The following is an 18833-nucleotide window of genomic DNA, read 5'->3' on the forward strand; positions in this document are numbered from 1 at the left end:
TTGCTCTTTGATTTTCATTGAGTATAAACCCTTATCCTCTGGTACTTGCCAGAGGATTTTTCGATGCAAAAAGAGACTGAGGAAAAACTCAATCTCTTTTCTTATTCTTGATTTTTAACTTGACTGGTGGCTACATCTTCCCCAAACCACTTCTGACTGATTTCCTGAAATTTTCCTTCTTGGTATAGTGATACAAAAGCCTGATTCAGAGCAGCTAGCAAAGTTTTATCAGCAGGTCTAACACCCACTGCAAAAGCTTCACTTTCAAATCCAGCTGAAAAGACATTGTAGTCATTTAATATTCCTTCAGACTGGAGATAATAATTGGCATATACCCGGTCAATCACAAGGGCATCAATCCGATCATTTTTCAAATCAATCAAGGCTTCATTGAAACTTTGGTATTGATTGGCTTTCTGGTCTTTCACTCGATTCTTGAGTAGTTCAGGTTGTCGTTCAAAATTCAAATAGCCAGAAGATCCTGCCTGGGCCCCTAAAACTTTGTCAGTCATATCCTGAATTGAGTGGATATTTTGAGACTTTTTAGAGACCAAAACTTGTTGATTTTCCATGTAAGGAATGGTAAAGGCAACCTTCTCTTTCCGTTCATCTGTTGCTGTATAGCCATTCCAGATGGCATCAATGGTACCATTTTGTAGTTCGGTTTCTTTCATATCCCAGTCGATGGGTTGAAATTTAATCTGAATTCCTAGCTTTTCAGAGACAGCTTGGGCTAGGTCGATATCAAAGCCCGCATACTGGCCATTCTTTTCTTCAAATCCCATGGGAACAAAGGTATTGTCAAAGCCAATGGTAATGCTTCCCTGCTTTTGATATTTGGCCCAATTATCCTGATTTGGATCACTTGCCTTCTGAGTACAAGCCGTCAGGAAGAAGCTAAAGAACAGAGCAAGTACAAGGGCAATTTTCTTTCTCTTCATAGGCACCTCCCACTCCTACTTTGAATCAACCTTAAGGATCTGATCAGCAATGTTTTCCGCAAACTGAAGATCGTGGGTCACAACAATCTGGGTCATCCCACGCTCTTTATTTTGAAGGATAAGTTTTTCTACTTCTAATCGCAACTCTGGGTCTAAGGCTGATGTAGGCTCATCATATCCAATAATTTCTGGGTTTATCATCATGGCGCGTGCTAAGGCCACCCGTTGTTTTTGCCCACCTGAAAGTGAGAAAGGGAAGGCATCTGCATGCCCAGCTAACCCAAGTTGCTCTAACAAACCACGCGCCTTCTTCTCAGCAACTTCCTTGTCCATACTCATCGTTTTTATGGGCGACAAGGTTAAGTTATCTAGAACTGACAAATGCGGAAAAAGTTGAAAATCTTGGAAAACAAATCCCAGAAGATTTCGCTTTTCTAGTTCGTCTATAGCTAGCGATTCGCCGTTATAGTAGATTTCCCCCGAATCGATGGTTTCCAATCCAGCTAACATACGTAACAGGGTTGTCTTGCCGCCTCCTGATGGACCTACGATTGCAAGGATTTGCTTTTCGGGAATAGAAAGGCTGAAGTTGGTTAAGATTTGTTTGCCACCAAAGGCCTTGTTAATGTTTCGTAATTCTAACATAGCAATCCTCCTATCTGTAATAACTGTACTTCTTCTCAAGTTTTTTCGCTACAATGGTTACAAGACCAATCATGATCAAATAAATTGCTCCAGCTAAAAACATAGGAACAAGACTAGCATCACGATTAGCTGCTGTCCGACTAGCCAAAATCAAATCTGAAATCCCAAGGGCATAAACCAATGAAGTATCCTTGATCAAACTCATAATTTCATTAAAGACGCTCGGTAAGACAATCTTTGTAACCTGTGGCAAAATAATATAGCGCACTGTGTCAAAAGGACTAAACTTCAAGACCTTAGCAGCCTCATATTGACCTTTAGGAATGGTTTCAATCCCACTACGAAAGATTTCAGCAAAGTAGGCTGCATAGTTCAATACAAAAGCGATCACAGCAGCAGGCAAACGATCTAAACGTATCCCAATGCTAGGGAGAACATAGTAAATAAAGATTAATTGCAAGAGCAATGGAGTCCCTCGCATCACCCAAATATAAAGGTCAATCAGATAATGGAGGGGTTTCCAGCGGACTTGTAAAGCAAAGGCAACGACAATACCTAAAGGAATTGAAAATATCAAGACCAGAGCAAAGACTTGAAGCGTCATACTTGCACCGTTCAATAAACTTGGTAATATCTCAAACATATAAGACATACTGCACCTCCTAAAAATTATTGTTCCTATTATAGCATAAATAAACAATTTAGCAAGAGTTTTTGTAAAAAAATTCTATTTTTCAAAAAAAACGTATCTGCCAAATTGACGGATACGTTCTTTTAGAGAGATAACTTTTAAAGTGTTTCTAAGAGTTCTTGCATCTGGACATCATCTGGAATGAGTTTTAAATAAGCTTCAGCTTGCACTTTAGCTTCTTCAAAATATCCCAATTCACGCAGGAGATAAGTATACTGCTCCAGAAATTCAGGATTATCCTTGAGATCAAGCGATAGTTCCTGATAGAGTTCATAGGCATTATCTAAATTCTCAATTTTCTGATAAGAACGGGCAATCATCCACTTGGTCAAGAGATTTTCAGGTTCTTGACTTTGGAGAGCAATGATATCTTCGTACCGCTCTTGTTCCATATAAATGGTTGTAAGTCGAAGGAAAATTTCTTCTGTATCCTCTGCATCTTCTTTGCCAGTAAGGAGAAACTGCTCAGCACTACTAGGATCATGCAATTCATACGAAAACTGAGAAGCAGCTAGTAAGAGCCGAGTTTCAAATGGATTTTTCTCCAAACCTTGTTTAACAATACGAAGGGCCTCTTCCACCTGATGTTCCTTATGCAACGCTTGACTATAACCATATTCATATCCTTCAAAATCAGGTGAAATGGTATCAATCTGCTTAAAGTAAAGAACAGATTTTTGATACTCTTCTTGGTCAAAGTAAAGACTAGCCAGTTCAAAGGCAGTTTGGTCATCGTATTCTAATTCTAAGGCTTTTTCTAAGAATTCAGTTGCAGCTTCAAACTTGCCTAACTGGGCATAAGCGTAGCCAATTCGCTGATAGGTTGAGACACCCGTTTGCTCATAGATGGAGCGATTGTCTAATTGAGCATAACCCTGAATAGCTTCCTGATAATTTCCTAACTCACTATCCAACTCAGCCAAACCAAGAACTAATAAGACATCATCTGAGTAATTTAAGGCCTCCAGTAACTTTTCACGCGCTACATCCGTCAAACCTTCCAGCTGATAGAGATCTGCCTTCAATACTAAAGCCGATACATACCAATCACTATCTGGTGTGATTTCTTCCAGATAGGCAAAGGCTTCCTCAACATTGCCATCCTCGCTAGCAATGGTTGCCAGGTTCAGATTCACTTCTGGAAATTCTGAAACGATATGTTGGTAAATTTCTTTTGCTTGAGGATAAAAGCCAATTCCCTCTAGATAGTTTGCTAGTTCGTAAAGAACCTCACTTGAATCTGTTTCGAGGGCTTCGTGAAAATACTGATCCGCTTTGGTTAAATTCTGTTCATCCAAAGCCTGGAGCATGCGCTGACTATTGTTCACTCTTGATTTCCTCCCCTTCTTCTTCATACAAACCGCTGACTTTCTTATACCAGTTAAAGATAGCTGAGATAACGACCTTGGCAGAAGCATAGACAGGAATTCCCAGCAAGACTCCCCAAATACCAAACATAGAACCTGAAGTTAGGAGAACAAATAGGACATTGATCGGATGAATATTTAGCTGGCTACCTAAAATAAGCGGAGAAACAAAGCGACCTTCAATCGTTTGTTCAACAATAAAGACAATAATTACTTTCAAAAGCATTACAGGTCCTGCTATCAAACCCAAAACCAAAGCAGGTAACATCGCTAGAAAACTACCTAGATAAGGTACTAGATTAAGGATACCAGCCGTGATCCCCAGAGTCACAGCATATCTGAGACCAATAATCTTAAAGAAGATAATAAACATAATTGCCACGATAATAGCAACTGTAACCTGCCCTCTAACATAGTTTGACAACTGTTTATTAACATCTGACAAAACTTGTCCGACAGGTTCTTTTAACTTGTTTGGGATGAATTTAGTCAGGTAATCTCGCAAGCCTTTCCCATCTCTCAAAAGATAAAAGAGCATGAAAGGTACGATAATAACCGCAACAATGACCTGGGACACGCTACTGATAAAGGCGCTAACCCAGTTAACAGCTTGAGAAGAGATTTTGCTGGCCCACATGGTCGCCTCACTAGAAACATTGGAAAGAACCTGCTCCAACTGTGGTCTAAAATCATCTGGCAAGCGTTTGGTTACAAGGTCATTGATCACCTTATCAGCATCTTCCAGGTATGTCGGCACATTCTTCGCAAAATTTAAGACTTGGCGTTGCAGATTAGGAATTGCGACTGCCAGCCCCCAAATGATAAAGAGTCCGATAATGACAAAAACAATACTAATGGCAAGGACACGATTGATCTTGTGCTTCTCCATCCAGTCCACAATCGGATTGAGGAGGTAATAAAGTAAACCAGATAAAATAACTGGCAACATGACAACCCCAAGAAAATCTAAAACTGGTAAAAAGATAAAACTAATCTTACTTAGAATAAAAATATTTAGCCCCAGTAACAAGGTTACTAAAAATACAGTGATGGCTTTATTATCTAAAAACCACTTAAAAAACCAAGATAGGCTAAAATGTTTCTCTTTATGTTCCATAAATACATCCTTTCTGTCATTCTCTCATTATACCATTTTTAGACTAAAATAACTCTTTTTTAAAGTGCTTACATGAATGAATCTAGTGCTTCATGACTGCCATTTTGTGGTATAATGAACTTATCATTATTAAGAGGTATGGACATGAAAGAAACTGTTTATTTTGGAACTTACACTCGTCGCTTATCTAAAGGGATTTACAAGGCAGATTTTGATACAGAAACAGGCCAGCTTGCAAATCTTGAGCTCTTTGCTGCTGAACCAAGTCCAACCTACCTTGCCTTTGACCAACAGCAACACTTATACACCGTAGGGAGCCAGGATGGCTTAGGTGGAATCGCTGCTTACAAGACAGATGGCGCTTTGCTAAATCATGTGGTTGAAGAAGGCGCTCCCCATTGTTATGTGGCAGTGGATGAAAAACGTGGTCTCGTTTATGGGGCCAACTATCATAAAGGTCAAGTTCTGGTTTATAAACGTCAAACGGATGGTAGCCTCATCCAAACAGATCTAGATCAGCATAGTGGACAAGGTCCTCATGAAAACCAAACTTCCCCACATGTACACTTTACGGATCTAACACCTGACCAGTACCTCGTCACCTGCGATCTAGGAACAGATGAGGTAACAACCTATGATGTTAGTCCAGAAGGAAAACTAAATAAACTCTACACTTATCACAGCCAAGCTGGAGCAGGTGCACGCCACATCGTTTTCCACCACCACTATAAGATTGCCTATCTCATCTGCGAACTTAATAGCACTATAGAGGTCTTGATTTATGATGGGGTTGGTGAATTTGAACGCATGCAAGTTATTTCAACCTTACCAGATGGATACGAAGGCTTTAATGCTACTGCTGCCATTCGTCTTTCAAAAGATGGCAAATACCTCTATGCATCCAACCGAGGTCATGATTCCATTGCAGTCTATACAATCCTCGCTGATGGTAGCTTGGAATTATTAGAGATTGTACCAAGCCATGGTAAAAATCCACGTGATTTCGACCTAACTCCTGATCAAGAGTTTCTCATTGCTGTTCATCAAGATTCTGATAACGCAACCGTCTTTAAGCGCAATCCTAAAAGTGGTCGTCTTGCAGAGCTTTCTAACGACTTCCATGTCCCTGAAGCAGTCTGCATCAACTTCCCACACTAAAAAAAATGAACTTGAGTTTCAAGTTCATTTTTTTTATAGTCTATTTCCAACATTAATACGGTTGATAGCACGCTGCAATGCGATTTTCGCACGACGCTCTTGGTCAATCAAATGCTTGTCATGAGCTTCTTCGATTTCTCGTTCAGCGCGAAGTTTCGCGCGTTCTGCACGACTGATGTCAATATCACGAGCACGCTCTGCTGAGTCTGCTACAATAGTAATGATATCATTAGCAATCTCGATAATTCCTCCGTTCACTGCAATCCAGTTCACATGAGTATCATCATCGATACGTTTTACCTTCACTTCATCAACCGCTAGAACCGCAATCATATTTTCATGTCGTGGCAAGATCCCCATCTCACCATCCAGAGTTCGTACCGATACAAAGCTGGCATGGTGATCATAGACGAGGCCATCTGGTGTCACGATCTGGACAGTTAAATGAGCCATAGATCACCTCTTAAAATCCCATTTTCTCTGCCTTAGCAATGACGTCTTCGATTGAACCGACACCACGGAAGGCATCTTCTGGTAGCTGGTCATGTTTTCCTTCCAGGATTTCCTTAAAGCCGCGAACTGTTTCCGCTACTGGCACATAAGAACCAGGTTGACCAGTAAATTGTTCTGCAACGTTAAAGTTTTGAGACAAGAAGAACTGGATACGACGGGCACGTGCAACCAAAGTCTTTTCTTCATCAGAAAGTTCATCCATACCAAGGATAGCAATGATATCTTGCAATTCATGGTAACGTTGAAGGACACGTTTAACCTCAGCAGCAACTGCATAGTGCTCCTCACCAACAATCTCAGGTGCCAAGGCACGAGAGCTTGAAGCTAGAGGGTCAACGGCTGGGTAAATACCCAACTGTACCAACTTACGTTCCAAGTTTGTAGTTGAATCCAAGTGAGCGAAGGCTGTTGCTGGTGCCGGGTCAGTATAGTCATCCGCAGGCACATAGATGGCTTGGATAGAGGTTACAGAACCCTTCTTAGTTGACGTGATACGCTCTTGCAATTGACCCATTTCTGTAGCAAGTGTTGGCTGGTAACCAACGGCTGAAGGCATCCGACCCAAAAGGGCAGATACTTCTGAACCAGCTTGAGTGAAACGGAAGATATTGTCAATGAAAAGAAGCACATCTTGGCCTTCTACATCACGGAAGTATTCGGCGATTGTCAAACCAGTAAGGGCAACACGCATACGTGCTCCTGGTGGCTCATTCATCTGACCAAATACCATGGCTGTTTTCTCGATAACGCCTGATTCTTTCATTTCCCAGTAAAGGTCGTTCCCTTCACGAGTACGTTCCCCAACACCGGTAAATACTGAAATACCACCATGTTCTTGGGCAATGTTGTGAATCAATTCTTGGATCAAGACAGTTTTACCAACTCCGGCACCACCGAAGAGTCCAACTTTCCCACCTTTAAGGTAAGGGGCAAGAAGGTCGATAACCTTAATCCCTGTTTCCAAGATTTCAGATGAGGTAGACAATTCATCAAAAGTTGGAGCTTTCTTATGAATTGGCTGACGCTCAGCGTCCTCAGCGAAAGGAGCATCCAAGTCAATGGTATCTCCCAAAACGTTGAAGACACGTCCCAAAGTTTCTTTACCTACTGGTACAGAGATTGGACGGCCTGTGTCCAAAACTTCCATTCCACGAGTCAAACCATCTGTTGATTCCATGGCGATCGTACGGACCATACCATCACCCAACTCCAAGGCTACTTCAAGGACGATTTTTGTTTTTCTTTCGTCATTTTTGTAGACGACAAGTGCATTATTAATCTCAGGAAGTGTTTCCCCTGCTGCAAACAAGACGTCTACAACTGGTCCGATAACCTGAGCAATTTTACCTGAACTCATCTCCTTCTCCTATTCTATATAAGATACTGTCGGTTCCTAGCTCAACTAGGTCCTAAGTTCATTTTGATACGAGGGAGGCAAAGCCTTATTCTAAGGCACTAGCCCCCGCTACGATTTCTGTAATTTCTTGTGTAATCGCCGCCTGTCTAGCACGGTTATACTGGATTGTCAAATCATTGATGACCTTTTTGGCATTATCGGTCGCCGTTTGCATGGCTGTCATGCCTGCAGCATTTTCAGCTGTCTTGGCATCGATAATAGCCCCGTAAATCATACTTTCGGCATACTGTGGCAACAACTGCTCTAGAATCTCATCACGGCTCGTTTCCAACTCAAAGGTCAAGCTATACTCTTCATCCGCTTCATTTGGATCCAAGTCAACAATCGGAAGCATTTGTTCCACACGCATTTGACTTGTAAGAGTATTAACATGATGGTTGTAGCAGACGTACAATTCATCAAAAAGTTCGTTTTGGTACATCTCAATCGTTTTTGAAATAATTTTACGAACTTCATCAAAACTAGGTTGATCTGCCAAGCCACGTAGTTCATAGATTGGCTGAATACCACGAGCCTTAAAGAAATCAGCTCCCATACCACCGATACAAATTATCTCAAAATCTTTACCATCTGGATGGTATTCTTCTTTCAACTCCATAACGGCTTTAAGGATGGAAGCATTATAACCTCCAACCAAGCCACGGTCTGAAGTAATAACGATATAGCCTGTTTTCTTAACTGGGCGACTGATGAGCATCGGATTGGTTGAACCACCAGATCCGTTACCATGCAGAATATCCGTCAAAAGCTTACGAACTTTCTGAGCGTAAACTTGGAAGTTGCGCGCTGCTTCTTCAGAGCGACCTAACTTGGCAGCCGATACCATTTGCATGGCATTAGTGATTTGACTCGTATTTTTGGTTGAGGCGATTTTTGTTTTAATATCATTTAGAGATACTGCCATCTGACACCTCTATTCTTATTGGAAGCTGGATTGATTGAGAAACTCTGTAATCGCAGCATCCAAGACTGCTTCTTCTGGCAAGTCTTTTGTTTCACGAATGGTTTCCAAAATCTCTGGATAATGAGCATCAAAGAAAGTATGGAACTCTTCCTCAAAACGAACAATGTCATCTACAGGAATCGTATCCAAGAAACCATGTGTCAAAGCATAGAGAATGGTTACTTGTTTCTCAACAGGTAGTGGTTTATGGACAGGTTGTTTCAATACTTCCACAGTACGACGTCCACGGTTTAACTTAGCCTGTGTTGCTGCATCCAAGTCAGAACCAAACTTAGTGAAGGCTTCCAACTCACGGTATGAAGCAAGGTCGATACGAAGTGTACCAGCAACTTTCTTCATGGCTTTAATCTGTGCCGAACCACCTACACGGGATACAGATGAACCCGCATCAATGGCTGGACGAATACCCGCATTGAAGAGACCATCACCAAGGAAGATTTGTCCGTCAGTGATAGAGATCACGTTGGTTGCGATATAGGCAGAGATATCTCCTGCTTGTGTCTCGATAAATGGTAGGGCTGTAATAGATCCACCACCAAGCTCATCAGAAACTTTAGCTGAGCGCTCAAGCAAACGGCTGTGAAGGTAGAAAACATCCCCTGGGAAGGCTTCACGACCTGGTGGACGACGAAGCAAGAGGGAAAGCTCACGATAAGCGACCGCTTGTTTTGAAAGATCATCATAAACAATCAAAACATGCTTGCCTTGGTACATAAACTCTTCTGCCATAGCAACTCCGGCATAAGGAGCTAGGAAGAGCAATGGAGATGGTTGTGAAGCAGAGGCTGTCACAACGATTGTGTAGTCCAAGGCACCATACTGGCGAAGTGTTTCTACTTGTGTACGGACAGTTGATTCTTTTTGTCCAATCGCTACGTAGATACAGATCATATTTTGACCTTTTTGGTTCAGGATCGTATCAATCGCAATGGTTGTTTTCCCTGTCTGACGGTCACCGATAATCAACTCACGTTGACCACGACCAATCGGTACAAGGGCGTCAATAGCTTTCAAACCTGTTTGTAATGGTTCTGATACAGACTTACGTTGCATAACACCAGGAGCTGGCGCTTCTACTGGACGAGTTTTGTCAGTATGGATGTCACCAAGACCATCAACTGGACGACCAAGTGGGTCGACAACACGTCCGATTAGGCTGTCCCCCACAGGTACTTCCATGATTTTACCTGTACGGCGAATGGTATCACCTTCACGAATATCTGTAAAGTCTCCAAGAATGATAATCCCAACGTCTGTAGACTCCAAGTTTTGCGCCATCCCATAAGAGCCGTTTTCAAAGATCAACAACTCTCCACTCATGGCATTTTCAAGACCGTGAGCACGCGCAATTCCGTCCCCGATATAGGTTACAACACCTGTTTCAGACACATCAAAATTGGGTTTGAAATTTTCAATTTGTTGCTTAATTAAAGCGCTGATTTCTTGTGCGTTAATTGCCAAAAGAACACCACTTTCTATTTCAAATTTTCTTTAACAACTCGAAGTTGTTGTTTAATACTCACATCAATTGTCTTGTGATTAGCAAAAATGACAAAACCACCAATGAGCCCTTCATCAATTTGTTCTTTAATACTCCGTACTTTCAGAGACATTTTTTTCTCTATCAAGGGAAGCAAACGTTCCTTCTGCTCGTCCGTTAAAGGATGAGCTGAAGAAATCGTGACTATAAACTGATTGGTTTCTCTTTCAAGACGATTCAAACAATCAACAATGATATCATAAAAAAGATTTGCTCTGTGATTGTAAATCAGAACCTGAATAAAGTTTTGCATTAAAGGTGAGACAGAGTCTTGAAAGAAACCAACTGTTTTTTCCTTATCAGACTCATCAACTGCCACCTGAGCTAAAAAAGAAGGTAAGCCCGTTTCTTCTGCGACTTGCTTGATTTGATCCAAGTCTGAAAAAATCCGGTCCTCTTCTCCTTTTTCAATCACTAATTGGACAAAAGGCATGCTGTATTTTTCAATTACCTTTGCTGTTTTCTTGTCCATTAGGCTTCTCCTAGCTGATCGATATACTGATCAATGAGTTCCTTATGAGCATGACTGTCAAGGTTTTTTGAGATGATTTTACCAGCGAGACTAACGGTCAAATCTGCCACCTCGCCCTTAACACTTTGCAAAGCCTCAGCTTTATTCTGAGCAATTTCTTGATTCGCCTTCTCTTTTAAGCGACCTGCTTCTACTTTAGCATCTGCCAGAATATCTGCTTTACTCTTTTCTGCAGTCTCTTTAGCATTTTCAATGATTGTTTTGGCCTCGTTGCGACTTCCAGCCAATTCATCTTCACGTTTTTGAGCAAGAGTTTCTGCTTTTTGACGAGCTTGTTCAGCTCCATCAATATCAGCAGCAATTTTATTTGCCCTTTCTTCGAAGACACTTGTCAAGTTTGACCACGCATATTTCTTAACTAAGACAATCAAAAGGATAAAAGAGCCAGCGATTAAAATAAAGTTACCAATTAATTCACCTACTGTTACGTGCATCTGTTACTCCTTTCTACTCTTCTCCATCATTTATCTTATTTCCTAAGTACATAGAAGACAACATGGTAAACACATAGGCTTGGATGCAGGAAATAAAGACAGAAAAGGCTGTCCAAGCCAAGTTAGCACCAAAAGCAACTGGATACCAATATAGAGCTTGATGAGATAGAGTGATTAGCAAACTAGCCATCACTTCTCCAGCAAAGATATTTCCGAACACCCGCAAGGCAAGTGATAAAAAGTTGGTAAACTCTTCTAAGATATTCATGGGAGTCATAAAGCCAGGTGTGATATAGGCTTTTAGATATTTTTTAATCCCACGGCGACGAATCCCTTCAATATGGGTCATCAGGATAATTCCAAATGACAAGGCCAAGTCAAACTGGAGATTTGCAGTTGGCGATGTCCAAAGGTTTGTCCCATCTGTAGTTTGAAGTTTCGCCATCAAACCGAGGTTATTTGCCAGTACCATAAATAGAAATAGACAAAGGAAAAAGAGCGAGTAGTCTTTCATGTAGCTTTTACCAATGTTAGGTTCTGTAAATCCAATAACGAAGTCATAGAAATACTCAAGTACATTTTGCTTTCCTTTGGGTTTCAAAGTCATATTGCGACTTGCCCAATAGATAAAGCCAAAAACAACTCCCACAATCAACAAGGTCATGGCTAACATGGTTAAATCAAAGGTAACAGGACCAATATTGATGGTTGGATTGATACTTTCTTCCATCTAGAATCCTCCCTTTTCTTCTCGTTCCATTTGTCTATTTGATGACGAATGAAAAGACGAGGGTAACCAAGAACGTTCCTTCAATAAAGGCAATCCCCATGATCATTAAGCTACGTAATTGTGGGATGATGTCTGGTTGGCGAGCTGCTGATTTGAACAAACCGTTCATCAACATACCTTCTGCAAGAGATACACCCATACAGGCAAGACAAAGACCGAAAAATGTTAAATTCATGATGAATTCTCCTTTTATTTAAAATTTACTTACTTAGTTTAGTCCTAAAATTTTGATTTGTCAACTTTTTACTTACGTTGAAAGCGTTTCAGATAATATATTTCTATTTTTGCTATTTTTACACCATTCTATAGAAAGTTTTTCCATTTTAGATTGCGAGTTTTTCTTGATTTTACTATATTTTCTGAAATAAACTGAAAAATACAAGTTTGAAACTTGTATTTTTCAGTTTATTTCAAATAGTAGGAATAGTGTTGTTTACAACCTGGATTAAATGGAGCACTGCAGTAAGGACAAGCCATCTGTTTTTGGTATTCTTGGAAAGTCATTGTCCTCTTACAAACCCCACATAAAATCGGTCGATCCTCAGAAAGCGCCAAAGGATAGGGCGAAAAAACATGCGTTTCTATAGCATTGTGGCACTGATAGCAAGCATAATATTTTTTACACTCATAGCACTGAAGAGAAACGATGTCCTTTTCGCCATGATAATGAACACATCTGCCTTCATCATCAACTAACAAACCTTGTGCTTGATTCATTCACTTTTCCTTCTCTAGGCACGAACTGTGACGCTGGTTCCATCTTCTTTATAGAGATTGATAAGACCTTCCTTGAGAGCGCGAACCATGTCCCCAGCTTGAACAGGTTGTGGAACCTTAATGGTCAAAAGTTCCATTGGATTTGGAGCACGGTCGATTTTATTGCCCTTGGCATCATGAAGGTCTTCGATATAAGTCTCAAAATGACGGAAACCTGGTCCATAAAACTCGACTTGATCGCCTTCATTGATGACATTCCGTTGACGAATGGTTGCCGTTTGAGTCGCATCATCGTACGCAACCACTTCAGCGACAAACTTGTATTCAGGAATTTTACGACGAGCGCCAAATAACTGTTCGTTTTCTGTAGGTGTACCATAGTAGAAACCTGTTGCCAGTTCACGCTGAGCAACCTTCCACATCTCGTCCACCAAGTCTTGTTTGATGGCTTCAAATTTCTCAGGACTTTCGAGATAAGCATCTACAGCCGCCTTGTAACAGTTGGTCACAGTTGAAACATAGTGGATGGATTTCATACGACCTTCAATCTTGAGACTGTCTACACCGTTTTCGATCATATCTGGGATATGGTCAATCATAGACATGTCGACGGCTGACATTGAAAATTCTTCTGGAATTTCACCTTTCAGACTTTTACGTTCTTGACCAAAGGGCATGTCGTAAAGATCGTATTTCCAACGGCAAGACTGAGAACAGCCTCCGCGGTTAGCATCACGCATACTCATGTGGTTTGATAACGTACAGCGACCTGAGTAAGAAATACACATGGCTCCATGGACAAAAGCCTCAATCTCAACATCTGTACGTTTGCGAATCTCCGCCAATTCTTCCATTGAAACTTCACGAGCCAAAACCACACGAGTTAGACCAAGTTCTTTCCAGAACTCTAGAGTTTCATAGTTGGTTGCACTTGCTTGGGTTGAAAGGTGGATTTCAAGACCAGGTGCTTCAGTTGCTGCAATCATAATCAAGGCTGGATCTGACACGATAACTGCGGCAATCCCGATGTCACGCAACTTACGGAACCATTCTCCAGCACCAGCTTCATTTCCTTCGTGCATAACCATGTTAGCAGCCACATAGACCTTGGCACCGTACTTAGCAGCAAACTGCACGCCTTCTTCCATCTGTTCAAAGGTGAAGTTTCCTGCACGACTACGAAGACCATAGGCCTGTCCGCCGATGAAGACTGCGTCCGCACCATATTGAACAGCTACTTTCAGCTTCTCTAAAGTCCCTGCAGGTGATAAAACCTCAGGACGTTTTAATGTTTTTGTCATTTTTTCTCCTATTTGCAATATAAAAGTTTGACGTTTTTCCTTCTCATTTTATAGTAAATAAGCAATAAAATCAAGCCTAGACAGATTGTTTTGACAATTCTAATCTTTTCTAAAACAAAAAACTAGCCTTTCTAGACTAGTTGTTCTCAAGATAAAATTCAAAGCGTTCGCCCACGTATTGACTCTTTACATACTCGAAAGCCGTCCCATCTTCAAGATAAGAGACCTGAGTCAAGGCTAAAATGGCATGACCCTTTTCGACTTCTAGATAGTGAGCAATCTTTTCCTTAGCCAATCTCGCATAAATGGTCTGTTGGGATTTGCCAATCCGGTAGCCATGTTGCTGCAAGGTTTGGAAGAAATGACTAGTGATTTCTTCTTTTTTGAAATCCTTGATAAATTTCTCAGGAATGGATGCGACTTCATAGACTAGCGGAACTTGGTCAGCGTAACGCACCCGTTCCATGCGGATAATATTCTCTGTCGGAGCAATCCCTAGCTTTGCGACCTCTTGCTCATTTGGGATGGTTCTTCTGTAAGAAATGAGTTGACTAGAAGGGACTTTACCTTGAGATTTGACAATCTCCGTAAAACTAGTCGTTCCCCGCATTTTTTCTTGGACACGAGTGCTAGAGACAAAAGTCCCACTTCCTACACGACGCTCCAAAACTCCTTCCTCAACCAAGAGAGAGATAGCTTGGCGTAATGTCATCCGGCTAACTTGAAACTGTTCAGCTAAATCTCGCTCACTTGGAAGTCTCTCTCCGATTTTCCAATGATGCTCATCTATATCCTTCTTGATCTGATCGTGGATTTTCATATAAGCTGGTAACATGATTCTCACTTCTTTTCTTTATTTTCTCCATTGTACCGTATTTGCTAAGAAAAAGTCAAACTTTGCCTTGTTTAGTTGGTAATTAGCCCTTATTTGTGATAGAATATTGAAAAAGATATTTCTTTTGAGAAAGGAAAAAGATGAGCAACATTTCAACTGACTTGCAAGATGTCGAAAAAATCATCGTGCTGGACTATGGTAGCCAATACAACCAGCTGATTTCACGCCGTATTCGTGAAATTGGTGTTTTTTCAGAGCTAAAAAGTCACAAAATCTCAGCTGCAGAGGTTCGTGCGATTAACCCTGTAGGGATCATCCTCTCTGGTGGACCAAACTCTGTATACGAAGATGGTTCATTTGATATTGACCCAGAAATTTTTGAACTTGGCATTCCAATTTTGGGAATCTGCTACGGTATGCAACTTTTAACTCATAAACTTGGTGGAAAAGTTGTCCCTGCAGGTGATGCTGGTAACCGAGAGTATGGCCAATCACCACTTACCCATACCACTTCTGCCCTCTTTGAAGGGACTCCTGAAGAACAGATTGTTTTGATGAGCCATGGCGATGCTGTTACAGAGATTCCAGCTGATTTCGTTCGTACTGGAACTTCTGCTGACTGTCCTTATGCAGCTATTGAAAACCCTAACAAGCACATCTATGGTATCCAATTCCACCCAGAAGTTCGCCATTCTGTATACGGGAATGATATCCTTCGCAACTTTGCCCTTAACATCTGTCAGGCTAAAGGCGACTGGTCAATGGACAACTTTATCGATATGCAGATCAAGAAAATCCGTGAAACTGTAGGTGACAAGCGTGTTCTTCTCGGCCTATCAGGTGGTGTTGACTCTTCTGTTGTTGGAGTTCTTCTTCAGAAAGCGATTGGTGATCAATTAATCTGTATCTTTGTAGACCACGGTCTTCTCCGAAAGGGAGAGGCTGACCAAGTTATGGACATGCTTGGTGGTAAGTTTGGTTTGAATATCGTCAAAGCAGACGCTGCAAAACGCTTCCTTGATAAACTTGCAGGTGTTTCTGACCCTGAGCAAAAGCGTAAAATCATCGGTAACGAGTTTGTTTATGTATTTGATGACGAAGCAAGCAAACTAAAAGATGTGAAATTCCTTGCTCAGGGAACGCTATACACTGACGTGATTGAGTCTGGAACTGATACTGCTCAAACTATAAAATCACACCACAATGTTGGCGGTCTTCCAGAAGATATGCAATTTGAATTGATTGAACCATTGAACACTCTTTATAAAGACGAAGTCCGTGCCCTCGGTACTGAACTTGGCATGCCAGACCACATCGTATGGCGTCAACCATTCCCAGGACCAGGACTCGCTATCCGTGTCATGGGTGAAATCACTGAAGAAAAACTAGAAACTGTTCGTGAGTCTGATGCTATTCTTCGCGAAGAAATCGCTAAAGCTGGTCTTGACCGCGATATCTGGCAATATTTTACTGTCAACACAGGCGTTCGTTCAGTCGGTGTTATGGGTGACGGTCGTACTTATGACTACACCATCGCCATTCGTGCCATCACTTCTATCGATGGTATGACAGCTGACTTTGCCAAAATTCCATGGGAAGTCCTTCAAAAAATTTCTGTACGTATCGTAAATGAAGTGGATCACGTAAACCGTATCGTCTACGACATTACAAGTAAACCACCCGCAACCGTTGAGTGGGAATAGAGTATAAGAGTATCTTAAGCTAAGACTCTTTTCACAATCGTCTATGGTAAAAAATAATAGCTCATAAGACTTCTTTTCGTAATTAGTTCATTCAAGTCTATTTTGCTAGAAATTTTATGAATGTTTATGATACTCCTATATTGTAAAAATAAAACCGAAAAAAATCATGTAGCTGTTTACCTGAATAAAATTATTTCCATTTGAATAAGATATAACACTTGAATACGGTGAGAGATAATAAATGGTAATGTATAATCAGATTTCAACTAAAGAAAGGACAACTTATGAATTTTGAAGCAAAATCGATACCGCTACAAACTTTTTTAACTGATAAGAAGTATATTATTCCCAGATATCAAAGAGAATATTCATGGGGTAAAGAACAATTAGAAGATTTCTATTCAGATATTGTGTCTAACATAAAAGAAGACAAAGGAATTTATGAAATACAGGAGTATTTTTTTGGTACTGTAATTTTAGTGGGAAAGATGGATAAAACAAATCAGCCTATTGAAATTATTGATGGACAACAAAGAATTACTACAATCACAATATTTTTATCTGTTTTATCGGATATACTTTACAATTATGATGATAACCTATCTACATTGTTATGGAAATATATAATTGCACAGGATAATGACGGGAATTTCTATAATGTTTTGGAAAATGACACTGCTTCTCCATACTTTCAAAAGAAAATTCAAATGAGAGGTATTAAACCCGAAGATGATCAGAAAAAAGATGATTATACAAGAATTGACTATAGCCATATAGAAGATTTAGAAAAAGAACTCTCAACAGAGGCAAGACTTATTAAAGAAGCTCATGATTTTTTCAGAATAAAGCTAGAAGATGAAAATCTATCAGCACCCATTTTCAAGAATTCTAATCTTAGTAAAATAGACAAATTGAAACTAGTGCGAGATCAGCTTTTAGGAAGCTCATTCGTTTACATTATTTCTGAAAATGTAAATGATGTAAATGTCATATTTGAGAATATAAATTCAAAAGGGCTTCATCTGTCAGCTTTGGATTTGATTAAGAATGAAATTTTTTCTGTTCAGAATGAGACTGTTCCTCTTGATGAAGCAAAACTCATTTGGTCAAAAATAAAGATGAATCTCCGAAATGACGGCGAGTATATCTCTGTACAAAAATTCTATAGGTATTTTTGGCTATCAAGATATACATATAGTACGGATAGAGACTTATATAAAAAGTTCAAAAAGAATATTAATAAAAAGGAATATATGACATTTTTGAAGGAGTTAGAAACAGCTTCAGAAAATTATGCACGTATAATAAAACCAAAACATGATTATTTTCGTGCTAGTTCAAAAGGTAATAATGTAGGTAAAGAAGATCTACATTATTTTATAAACTCCTTAGATTTTCTACAGAATACGTTAAATATCGAACAAGTACAAGTATTGCTTATTACGCTTGTTGATAGATACAATTTTGGCCTACTTAGTTTCAAAAATATGAAATCAATGGTTAGATTTCTAGAGGAGTTCCATTTTATTTACAATGGAATTATGAAAGAAAGAACAAATGCATTAGTGAATAAATATGGAAATGTTGCAAGAGAAATTTATAAGTCGGAAAATCAAAATCAAATAATAAACGAATTTAACAAATTAAAGCAAGGCTTTATAGAATTACTACCTGAAGATAATCAAAAATTTATATCTAATTTTGTTCAAATAAATTATTCGTCAAAAACAAATGGTATGGATAACATTCAAAAGAGAAAAAATTCTATAACTAAGTATGCTATCTACAAAATAGAGGAAAAATTATCAGAACAAAACAATACAAGCTTCGATACTGTATCAGCAACAATTGAACATATTATTCCAGAGTCAAGTGAAGAGGATAGAAAATCTATTTTAAATATTGGAAATCTATTAATTTTAGAAAAAAAATTGAATGAAGAATGTGAAAACTATGATTTTAAGGAAAAGATATCTGTTTATAAAGAATCCAATTATCATTTTGTAAAAGATTTTATGAATAAATATTCTAACAGTAAAGAAATTTCTATTGAAGAAAGATCAAAAGATATTGGAACAGAGCTTTATGGTCTTATTACTAAAAATTGGTAAACATAGATAGAAATCAACTAGGTAAATCTCTTTTCTAAGTTTAGAACTGAGATTGAT

At 39.7% G+C, this 18833-nt stretch carries 19 protein-coding genes; 3 read left to right on the forward strand and 16 right to left on the reverse strand.

Features of this window, described 5'->3' with window-relative positions; all coding sequences use genetic code 11:
• Positions 1-101: 101 nt before the first annotated feature.
• The 5 genes from AB2B49_RS05335 to AB2B49_RS05355 all read right to left on the reverse strand — a co-directional run bounded on the left by AB2B49_RS05335 (position 102) and on the right by AB2B49_RS05355 (position 4761).
• A complete protein-coding gene (locus AB2B49_RS05335) occupies positions 102-941 on the reverse strand; it encodes an amino acid ABC transporter substrate-binding protein (RefSeq protein ID WP_320691983.1) in 840 nt (279 codons plus the stop codon).
• Positions 942-956: 15 nt separating this feature from the next.
• Positions 957-1586, reverse strand: a complete 630-nt coding sequence (locus tag AB2B49_RS05340; protein ID WP_180833176.1) for an amino acid ABC transporter ATP-binding protein — start codon at positions 1584-1586, stop codon at positions 957-959.
• 10 nt (positions 1587-1596) lie between these two features.
• On the reverse strand, positions 1597-2238 hold the full coding sequence (locus AB2B49_RS05345; RefSeq protein ID WP_320691984.1) for an amino acid ABC transporter permease: 642 nt from the start codon (positions 2236-2238) through the stop codon (positions 1597-1599).
• Positions 2239-2375: 137 nt separating this feature from the next.
• Positions 2376-3605: a tetratricopeptide repeat protein gene (locus AB2B49_RS05350; protein WP_071850899.1), complete on the reverse strand. Its 1230-nt coding sequence runs from the start codon at positions 3603-3605 to the stop codon at positions 2376-2378.
• Entirely contained in the window at positions 3595-4761 is a 1167-nt protein-coding gene (locus AB2B49_RS05355; RefSeq protein WP_000400294.1) for an AI-2E family transporter, read from the reverse strand. The genes AB2B49_RS05350 and AB2B49_RS05355 overlap by 11 nt, the downstream gene beginning before the upstream one ends.
• A 144-nt stretch (positions 4762-4905) precedes the next feature.
• Here AB2B49_RS05355 and AB2B49_RS05360 point away from each other — a divergent pair, with 144 nt between their 5' ends.
• Entirely contained in the window at positions 4906-5919 is a 1014-nt protein-coding gene (locus tag AB2B49_RS05360) for a lactonase family protein (protein ID WP_071850896.1), read from the forward strand.
• Positions 5920-5952: 33 nt separating this feature from the next.
• Here AB2B49_RS05360 and AB2B49_RS05365 read toward each other — a convergent pair whose 3' ends face one another.
• The 11 genes from AB2B49_RS05365 to AB2B49_RS05415 form a co-directional block, all read right to left on the reverse strand.
• A complete protein-coding gene (locus AB2B49_RS05365; protein WP_000940836.1) occupies positions 5953-6372 on the reverse strand; it encodes a F0F1 ATP synthase subunit epsilon in 420 nt (139 codons plus the stop codon).
• Positions 6373-6382: 10 nt separating this feature from the next.
• The gene (gene atpD, locus AB2B49_RS05370) at positions 6383-7789 is read right to left on the reverse strand and encodes a F0F1 ATP synthase subunit beta (RefSeq protein WP_000094372.1); all 1407 of its coding nucleotides are present in this window, start codon (positions 7787-7789) and stop codon (positions 6383-6385) included.
• Between the two features lie 85 nt (positions 7790-7874).
• A complete protein-coding gene (locus AB2B49_RS05375; RefSeq protein WP_000301228.1) occupies positions 7875-8753 on the reverse strand; it encodes a F0F1 ATP synthase subunit gamma in 879 nt (292 codons plus the stop codon).
• Positions 8754-8768: 15 nt separating this feature from the next.
• Positions 8769-10274 (reverse strand): F0F1 ATP synthase subunit alpha, encoded by a 1506-nt coding sequence (gene atpA / locus AB2B49_RS05380; protein WP_320691985.1) that lies wholly within the window; start codon positions 10272-10274, stop codon positions 8769-8771.
• Between the two features lie 14 nt (positions 10275-10288).
• A complete protein-coding gene (locus tag AB2B49_RS05385) occupies positions 10289-10825 on the reverse strand; it encodes a F0F1 ATP synthase subunit delta (protein WP_000358982.1) in 537 nt (178 codons plus the stop codon).
• Positions 10825-11319, reverse strand: a complete 495-nt coding sequence (gene atpF, locus AB2B49_RS05390) for a F0F1 ATP synthase subunit B (RefSeq protein WP_000558544.1) — start codon at positions 11317-11319, stop codon at positions 10825-10827. The genes AB2B49_RS05385 and atpF overlap by 1 nt, the downstream gene beginning before the upstream one ends.
• Positions 11320-11332: 13 nt before the next feature.
• Complete coding sequence (atpB, locus tag AB2B49_RS05395; protein ID WP_000392869.1) at positions 11333-12049, reverse strand: F0F1 ATP synthase subunit A; 717 nt, start codon at positions 12047-12049, stop codon at positions 11333-11335.
• A gap of 34 nt (positions 12050-12083) precedes the next feature.
• Positions 12084-12284: a F0F1 ATP synthase subunit C gene (locus AB2B49_RS05400; RefSeq protein ID WP_001054556.1), complete on the reverse strand. Its 201-nt coding sequence runs from the start codon at positions 12282-12284 to the stop codon at positions 12084-12086.
• 230 nt (positions 12285-12514) lie between these two features.
• The gene (locus AB2B49_RS05405) at positions 12515-12826 is read right to left on the reverse strand and encodes a CHY zinc finger protein (protein WP_320691986.1); all 312 of its coding nucleotides are present in this window, start codon (positions 12824-12826) and stop codon (positions 12515-12517) included.
• Positions 12827-12840: 14 nt separating this feature from the next.
• Positions 12841-14127, reverse strand: coding sequence for a peptidase U32 family protein (locus AB2B49_RS05410; protein ID WP_000169101.1), 1287 nt, complete (start codon positions 14125-14127; stop codon positions 12841-12843).
• A gap of 136 nt (positions 14128-14263) precedes the next feature.
• Positions 14264-14962, reverse strand: coding sequence for a GntR family transcriptional regulator (locus AB2B49_RS05415; RefSeq protein ID WP_042902338.1), 699 nt, complete (start codon positions 14960-14962; stop codon positions 14264-14266).
• A gap of 140 nt (positions 14963-15102) precedes the next feature.
• Here AB2B49_RS05415 and guaA point away from each other — a divergent pair, with 140 nt between their 5' ends.
• Both guaA and AB2B49_RS05425 read left to right on the forward strand, forming a co-directional pair.
• Positions 15103-16665, forward strand: coding sequence for a glutamine-hydrolyzing GMP synthase (guaA, locus tag AB2B49_RS05420; protein WP_049505745.1), 1563 nt, complete (start codon positions 15103-15105; stop codon positions 16663-16665).
• Between the two features lie 284 nt (positions 16666-16949).
• On the forward strand, positions 16950-18776 hold the full coding sequence (locus AB2B49_RS05425) for a DUF262 domain-containing protein (RefSeq protein ID WP_071850893.1): 1827 nt from the start codon (positions 16950-16952) through the stop codon (positions 18774-18776).
• The last annotated feature ends 57 nt before the right edge of the window (positions 18777-18833 follow it).

The sequence above is a fragment of the Streptococcus jiangnanensis genome (assembly GCF_040888325.1).
GTDB lineage: Bacteria > Bacillota > Bacilli > Lactobacillales > Streptococcaceae > Streptococcus > Streptococcus jiangnanensis.